The sequence below is a fragment of the Mesorhizobium sp. M7A.F.Ca.US.014.04.1.1 genome, from assembly GCF_003998745.1.
Lineage (GTDB): Bacteria > Pseudomonadota > Alphaproteobacteria > Rhizobiales > Rhizobiaceae > Mesorhizobium > Mesorhizobium ciceri.
In genome coordinates, this window is the sequence record NZ_RZRW01000313.1 from 1 (window position 1) to 6922 (window position 6922).

Sequence of the window (6922 nt, forward strand, 5' to 3'; positions counted from 1 at the left end):
CGGGTTCATACCCGAGGCAACCGCCTTGGCCCCTTCCGTGACGATCGCCTGTGCAAGCACCGTTGCGGTCGTCGTGCCATCGCCGGCAAGGTCGTTGGTCTTGGAGGCCACCTCACGCACCATCTGGGCGCCCATGTTCTCGAACTTGTCCTCCAGTTCGATCTCCTTGGCGACGGTGACGCCGTCCTTGGTGATGCGCGGCGCGCCGAACGACTTGTCGATGACCACATTGCGCCCCTTGGGACCGAGCGTCACCTTCACCGCATTGGCAAGGATGTCGACGCCGCGCAGCATCTTCTCGCGCGCTTCGGTATGGAATTTCACTTCTTTGGCAGCCATTGGATCACTCCTTTATCTAGGCAGCATTCGTTGACTGGTTGGATACAAGAAGCCGTCAGGCGGCCTTCTTCACTTCGGCGATCTCATCGATGATACCCATCACGTCGCTTTCCTTCATGATGAGCAGGTCCTCGCCGTCGAGTTTGATCTCGGTGCCGGACCATTTGCCGAACAGGATGCGGTCGCCGACCTTGACATCGAGTTCGACAAGCTTGCCGCTGTCGTCGCGCGCGCCGGGACCGACGGCGAGCACTTCGCCTTCCTGCGGTTTTTCCTTTGCGGTATCGGGGATGATGATGCCGCCGGAGGTCTTCTCCTCGGCTTCAAGGCGGCGGACCAGAATACGGTCATGCAATGGACGGAACGCCATGTCGTTCTCCTCGTGGACAAACAGGTTTTGAGGTTCCTCCGCACCGAACCGGCAATATCGGACCGGTGCGGAACGCCGCGACCCTTCGTCAGGCATCGCGGCGCATATCGAGCTAGTTTTGCCCTTTTTCGGTTTCAAGAGACCAGCGCAAAAATTTTTATATTCGACAAGAAAGAGCGCCAAGACACTGTTATGGCGTGGCTATTTTCGGAACCCGCGAGCTTCTCGCGGCGTTGTTTAAAGAGGGACAGAACCAATCGCCCCGGCCCGGCATTGGGCGGGTTCGACACAAATGCCGCCGGCTCGATGCCTCAGCGGAGAAGGAGAAAGACATGGCCGATACGGTCAGCAACGAATTCCGCCTGCAAATGGAAGGTTATGGCCTGACGACGGCCGAAATCCACTATTACCTGCCCGATCATCCAAGCCTGCTTCAGCTCTATGTCTGGCAGGACTATGATCTCGCTCCAGCCTTTCCCGAACTCAAGGGTTTTCTCCAATATTGGGAGCGCGAACTCGATGGTCCGCTCCACTCGGTTCGCGTTGCTCATCACCAGCTCATCCAGCCTTCGGAATGGCGGGCCGTCGAGGGCATAATCACGGTCCACTAGGGTCTTTGCGACGGCCTCCGCTACGTAGGGAATCACGACATTGGGGCAGGCTCTCGCCGGCCCCACGCAGCGCGACAGCCAACAACCTCCACTCCAAGATTTCCAATTTCCGTATTGTAAAACGATCGCGCCGCGCTAGCCTGAAATCAGATGCGAGGCGGGGAAGAGGAATGGAGCTCCAACTCAACGGCAAGGTGGCGCTGGTCACCGGCTCGACGCAAGGCATTGGCCGCGCCATCGCCGAGACGCTGGCGCGCTGCGGCGCGGGCGGCCTGCTCGTCACCGGGCGCGAGAAGACGCGCGGCGATGCCGTTGCGGAAGAGCTTTCGCGGCTCGACACGCCGACGGTTTTCGTCGCCGCCGACCTCGCCGACCCGGCAGCCCCTGCCCTTTTGGCGCAAGCCTGCATCGAGCGCTTCGGCCGCATCGATGCGCTGGTCAACGCCGCAGGGCTGACCGACCGGGCCTCGTTCCTCGATGCCGATCTCGACGGCTGGGCCTCGCTGTTCGCGGTCAACGCGCGGGCGCCGTTCTTCCTCATGCAGGCGGCCATCGCCGACATGAAGAAGCGCGGAGAGCGCGGCGCCATCGTCAACATCCTGTCGATCAACGACCATTGCGGCTCGCCGGAGCTCGCCGTCTATTCCGCCAGCAAGGGCGCGCTGGCCACGCTGACCAAAAACGCCGCCAACGCCCATCGCTTCGATCGCATCCGCGTCAACGGCATCAATGTCGGCTGGACCGACACGCCGGCCGAACGCGTCATGCAAGCCGACACGCTGGGCAACGGGCCGGGCTGGCTCGATGCCGCCAACGCCTCGCAACCCTTCGGCCGCCTGTTCTCGACCAGCGATATCGCCAACCTCGCCGTCTTCCTGCTTTCGGATGCTGCCGGGCCGATGACCGGCACGCTCGTCGATCAGGAACAGTGGGTGATTGGGGCGAACCGGTGAGCGCCATCGAAACGCAAGCGCCTGCATGACGCATCTCGCCGTCGGCGATTTCACGGTTGCCATCAGAAATTTGTCGCGATGACGGTGACTGAAAAAGCCTATCGCATCATTCGCTCAAAGCACCCGCGCCGCCTCACAGCGCCAGGCTTCCCTGCTCCACCTCCTCGGCATTCGGATCTCCCGGTGCGGTGGCCCAGGCCAATTCGACCAGTGTCACGGTGCGCCGGCCTGTCCCGTCGAGTTGGCAGACGATGAGGCCCTGCTCCTCGATATAGGTCAAGAGGCGCCGGGCGCGGCGCAGCGAGTGCGAGCCGTAGGCGCGGGCGATCGCGGCGTCGCTCGGGCAAGGCCAGCCCTCCTTCGCCGCGCGGGCAATCATCATGAACACGCCCTGCATGTCGTCGGGCAGCAGCGACGCGCGGACGGAAACGTCCCGCCATGCGTCGTCCTGTGTCGTCTCTGACCCAAGGCCGGCCCGGGCGCGCGTCAGCATGCGGCGGAACTCCGGCAGGTCGGGCACGACCGAGGCCAGGCCTTCGATGCGGCAGCGGACCACGAACTCCTGATAGAGCACGCCGATCACGCGAAAACCCGCGTCGGGCTGCGCCAGGATGGCGCGCAGCACACGGTCCACGCGCTCGCGGCGCTCGGCCAGATCCTCGGCGCTGACTTGCGGCTCCGCCGGTTCGGGGCGGATTTCCAAGGCCGCCGACTTCGCCGCCATCAACTGGTCGAGCAGGTCCGGCGACGCCGGGCGACGCGGCGTGCGCACCGTTTCGGGCGGCGGCGCCGCCAGGATGATCGCGCGTGCATCCTCGAGTGCTGCTTCCGGCATCGCCATCAGCCGCGGCGTTCCGTTGCGCGGGCTCGTATCCGTCGGGCCGATGCGCAGGCCCAGCGGACGGCGCGACAGCGCCGGGCCGAGCGCCATGAACTGCCCGCGTTCCAGGTCGCGAAACGCCTCCGCCTGGCGCCGCTCCATGCCCAGAAGGTCGGCGGCACGCGCCATGTCGATATCGAGGAAGGTGCGGCCCATGAGAAAATTGGACGCCTCGGCGGCGACGTTCTTGGCGAGCTTTGCCAGCCGCTGGGTGGCGATGATGCCGGCCAGCCCGCGTTTGCGGCCACGGCACATCAAATTGGTCATGGCGCCGAGCGAGAGCTTTCGCGCTTCGTCCGACACCTCTCCGGCCACCGCCGGCGCGAACAGCTGCGCCTCGTCCACCACAACCAGCATCGGGTACCAGTGGTCACGGGCGACCTCGAACAGCCCGCCGAGGAAGGCGGCGGCACGCCGCATCTGGTTCTCGGCGTCGAGCCCTTCGAGATTGAGCACGGTGGAGACGCGATGCATGCGCGCCCGCTCGCCTGCCGCCTGCAGGCCGCGCTCGGTATGCTGCTCGGCATCGATCACCAGATGGCCGTAACGGTCGCCCAGCGAAACGAAGTCGCCCTCGGGATCGATGATGGTCTGCTGCACCCAGGGCGCGCTCTGCTCCAGCAGGCGCCGCAGCAGATGCGACTTGCCGGAGCCCGAATTGCCCTGCACCAAAAGGCGCGTCGCGAGCAGTTCCTCGAGATCCAGCTTCGCCGGGGCGCCTGCGGTCGTCTGTCCCATCTCGATCGCAACGGTCATCTCGACTCAGGCGCTCCTTTCGCAGACGGGCTTATCAACTGGGTCACGGCCCGTCGAGCGTGCATGACCGCCCGCGGCGTGTTGCGCACAACTGTGCAGGCACCGTCTGGAGGGGTCATCAGCCGATGCCTGGCGCAAACTTTGGGTTGACCCCTTCGGACCACGAGGCGACACTCCTCCCAACGCTACGAGTGCGAGGAGGAATGCGATGGACGAGCCCGAACGGTGGCGCCACATGTCGACGGCGCCGAAGGACGGCAGCCGCATCCTGGTCACTGTGCGTCCGTCCGAGCAGGGACCGGCGGAAGTCGACCTTGCCTATTGGTCGCGTGCCGACCAGTTCGCCTCGGAAGGCTGGCGCGCGTCGGACTCTTCGCCCGGGCGCGTCATCGAATACGCCGACCCGGAACTGAAATGCTGGATGCCGCTGCCCACCGCCAACCTTAGCCGCGCGTCGATGCCGGCGCCCTGGGAAGGCGAAGACGCCCAGCAGTTGGATGGGTCCGGGATTTGAGGGGCGCAAGAAATTGGCGAAAGCCGCAAAGCTGCCAATCTCCCCCCTCGTGGGGGAGATTAGCAGTTTCGTTGCCAGCTCGTTAAAACTTGCCTCTCAGAACAGGAACGCGGCTGTGGCGGGGTTGGGTCCGTTGCGGCCCTCGGGCGAATCCATGCCGCGGATCGTCTGCAGGTCCTGCGCATCCAGTTCGAAATCGAAGACATCGAAATTGGCGGCGATGCGATCCCTGCGGATCGACTTTGGAATGACGATCAGCCCCTCCTGGAGATGCCAGCGGATGATCGCCTGTGCGACGGACTTGCCATGTTTTTTGGCGATGCCTGCAATGGTCGGATCGCCGAGCAGCCGGCCGCTGCCCAGAGGGCTCCAGCTTTCGATACGGATGTCGTGCTTGGCATGAAAGTCCCTGACACCGCGCTGCTGGAACTGGGGATGCAGCTCGATCTGGTTGACGACGGGCGTCACACCGGTCTCGCCGATGATCCGCTCCAGATGGTCCTGGTTGAAGTTCGAAACGCCGATCGATTTGATGCGGCCGGCCTGCCTGAGTTCGACCAGCGTCTTCCAGGCCTCGACATATTTGTCCTGGCTGGGCACAGGCCAGTGGATCAGGAACAGGTCGATCTGTTCGACGCCGAGCTTCTCCATCGTCTCGTCGAAGGCGCGCAAGGCCGCATCGCGCTGGTGCGCGCCGTTGCGCAGTTTCGAGGTGATGAACAGCTCAGCCCGCGGCACGCCGGCACTGCGGATCGCCTCTCCGACCCCTTCCTCGTTCTGATAGCCTTCGGCGGTGTCGATCAGGCGATAGCCGGCCTCGATGCCCCAACCCACCACGTCGGCGGTGATGTCCTGGTCGACCTGCCACACACCGAGGCCGAGTTGGGGAATGGCGGAGCCGTCGTTCAATGCAATCTGTTCGGGCATGGTGGGCTGTTCAGGCATGAGGGATCCTTTGCAAAGCTGGGCCGGGCGTCCGCCCGGCGCACAGCCTATCTAGGTCCGACAAGGGGCAACGGCCAGCCGACAGCGGACAAATTGCCGTGTGAAGTGCGCCTGCAAGTGTGACTTCGGCGTCGGCCGCATCCTCACCGCGGCCGGCGCACCGCCCGCACCACCCCGGCGGATGTGCTGCCGCAATAAAGGCGGTCGCCGCCATCGGATTCCAGCCCCGACACGCCCATCCCGGCCGGCATGTCGAGCTTCTCCAGAACCTTGCCTGATTTCGGGTCGACGCGGCGCAGGTCGCTCTGGTCGCCTTCCCAGGTGGCGTGCCACAGCTCGCCCTCGACCCATGTCACCCCGGTGACGAAGCGGTTGGATTCGATGGTGCGCAGGATCGCACCGGTTTCCGGGTCGACCTGGTGGATCTTGCGTTCGCGGTATTGTCCCACCCAGAGCGTTCCTTCGGCCCAGGTCAGCCCGGAATCGCCGCCACCACCGGGCGCCGGAATAGTCGCCAACACCTGGCCGGTATCAGGGTCGATCTTCTGTATCAGGTCGTTGGCAAGCTGGAAGAAATGCTGGCCGTCCCAGGCGGTGCCGGCATGCGCCGCGACATCGATCGAGCGCAGGTTCTGCCCGCTCTCCGGATCGAAGGCGTTCAGCTTCTCGCCCGAGGCAAACCAGACATTGCTGCCGTCAAAGCTCACCCCATGCACCCTCTCCACATCGGCAAAGGGTCCGTATTCGCGCAGGATTTCGGCCGTTGACTGTTTCATGTCCTTGTCCTCATTGAGATCCGATGTCACTTCCTAACCGTTCGGCAGCGGGGCCGGGAGTAACAAGGTGGTCGTGAATCCCACCAGTGGAGGCGTCATCCAGCGGCGCGCCCGGCCGTGACCGAAAAACTGCACCTTGCCGGCCTCGCCAAGCTGCTCCAACGCCCGCTGCACGCTGCGCTGCCCGGTGCCAAGCGCCAGCGCCAACGCCGAACTCGCCCAGGATTCACCGTCGGCAAGGAAAGCCAGCACCGCCGCGTGCCGCTCCTCGATCGGCCGCGCCAGCACCAGCACCTCGCGTGCCTGGCGCGGCGCCAGCGCGAAGCCCTGGCTGGTGGCGCCGATGTCGGCCAAGCCCCGCAATTCGGTGCGCAGCCGGCCGATCTCGACCCGCAGCCGCGCCCGATGCGATTCATCGGCGTGCCTGCCGCCGAAGGCTTGCGCGATCAGCGTCGCCCTGGACACATCGCCTGGCCACGCTTCGGCGAGCGTACGGGCCAGCGCGAACAGAACCGGGCGCGTGGCCAGCGAGACCGTTTTCTCCTGTTGGCGCACGACATATCGGAAATTATCGACCAGCAGCGCCGGCGACGCCTGCAACGCCTCGACGTCCTCAAGCAGCAACGGGCGCTGCTCGCCAGCCGCGATCAGCCGCGCCGCCGGCGTGTCCAGCGCCAGGAATGCGCGGTCGACTTCAGCGATGAGCCCCGCAATGCCGTCCTGGCGGGCGGCGTGGCGTGCCCACTCCAACGCCCTGCGCGCCGGCTTCGTCTTGAGG

8 protein-coding genes and 1 pseudogene are annotated in these 6922 nt (G+C 65.0%); 3 read left to right on the plus strand and 6 right to left on the minus strand.

All coding sequences use genetic code 11. The features are described 5' to 3' along the window. Both EOA22_RS20245 and groES read right to left on the minus strand, forming a co-directional pair. Positions 1 to 339, minus strand: a 339-nt coding sequence (locus tag EOA22_RS20245; RefSeq protein WP_281040769.1) for a TCP-1/cpn60 chaperonin family protein, incomplete at its 3' end; no start/stop codon positions are given. Between the two features lie 55 nt (positions 340 to 394). Continuing rightward, positions 395 to 709 (minus strand): co-chaperone GroES, encoded by a 315-nt coding sequence (groES, locus tag EOA22_RS20250; protein ID WP_013530718.1) that lies wholly within the window; start codon positions 707 to 709, stop codon positions 395 to 397. Positions 710 to 1041: 332 nt separating this feature from the next. On the opposite strand from groES, the gene EOA22_RS20255 reads away from it, so the two are divergent. Continuing rightward, a complete protein-coding gene (locus tag EOA22_RS20255; RefSeq protein ID WP_024501657.1) occupies positions 1042 to 1320 on the plus strand; it encodes an usg protein in 279 nt (92 codons plus the stop codon). Between the two features lie 170 nt (positions 1321 to 1490). Continuing rightward, entirely contained in the window at positions 1491 to 2273 is a 783-nt protein-coding gene (locus tag EOA22_RS20260; protein WP_127390169.1) for an SDR family oxidoreductase, read from the plus strand. Between the two features lie 133 nt (positions 2274 to 2406). Here EOA22_RS20260 and EOA22_RS20265 read toward each other — a convergent pair whose 3' ends face one another. Next, complete coding sequence (locus tag EOA22_RS20265; RefSeq protein WP_013530715.1) at positions 2407 to 3909, minus strand: ATP-binding protein; 1503 nt, start codon at positions 3907 to 3909, stop codon at positions 2407 to 2409. Positions 3910 to 4117: 208 nt separating this feature from the next. On the opposite strand from EOA22_RS20265, the gene EOA22_RS20270 reads away from it, so the two are divergent. Further along, the gene (locus EOA22_RS20270) at positions 4118 to 4423 is read left to right on the plus strand and encodes a hypothetical protein (RefSeq protein ID WP_013530714.1); all 306 of its coding nucleotides are present in this window, start codon (positions 4118 to 4120) and stop codon (positions 4421 to 4423) included. Positions 4424 to 4519: 96 nt separating this feature from the next. Here EOA22_RS20270 and EOA22_RS20275 read toward each other — a convergent pair whose 3' ends face one another. The 3 genes and pseudogenes from EOA22_RS20275 to EOA22_RS20285 all read right to left on the minus strand — a co-directional run. Then, the gene (locus tag EOA22_RS20275) at positions 4520 to 5350 is read right to left on the minus strand and encodes an aldo/keto reductase (RefSeq protein ID WP_174299083.1); all 831 of its coding nucleotides are present in this window, start codon (positions 5348 to 5350) and stop codon (positions 4520 to 4522) included. 161 nt (positions 5351 to 5511) lie between these two features. Continuing rightward, a complete protein-coding gene (locus EOA22_RS20280) occupies positions 5512 to 6144 on the minus strand; it encodes a PQQ-binding-like beta-propeller repeat protein (RefSeq protein WP_013530712.1) in 633 nt (210 codons plus the stop codon). 33 nt (positions 6145 to 6177) lie between these two features. Further along, a pseudogene (locus EOA22_RS20285) lies at positions 6178 to 6922 on the minus strand (helix-turn-helix domain-containing protein); the annotation flags it as partial.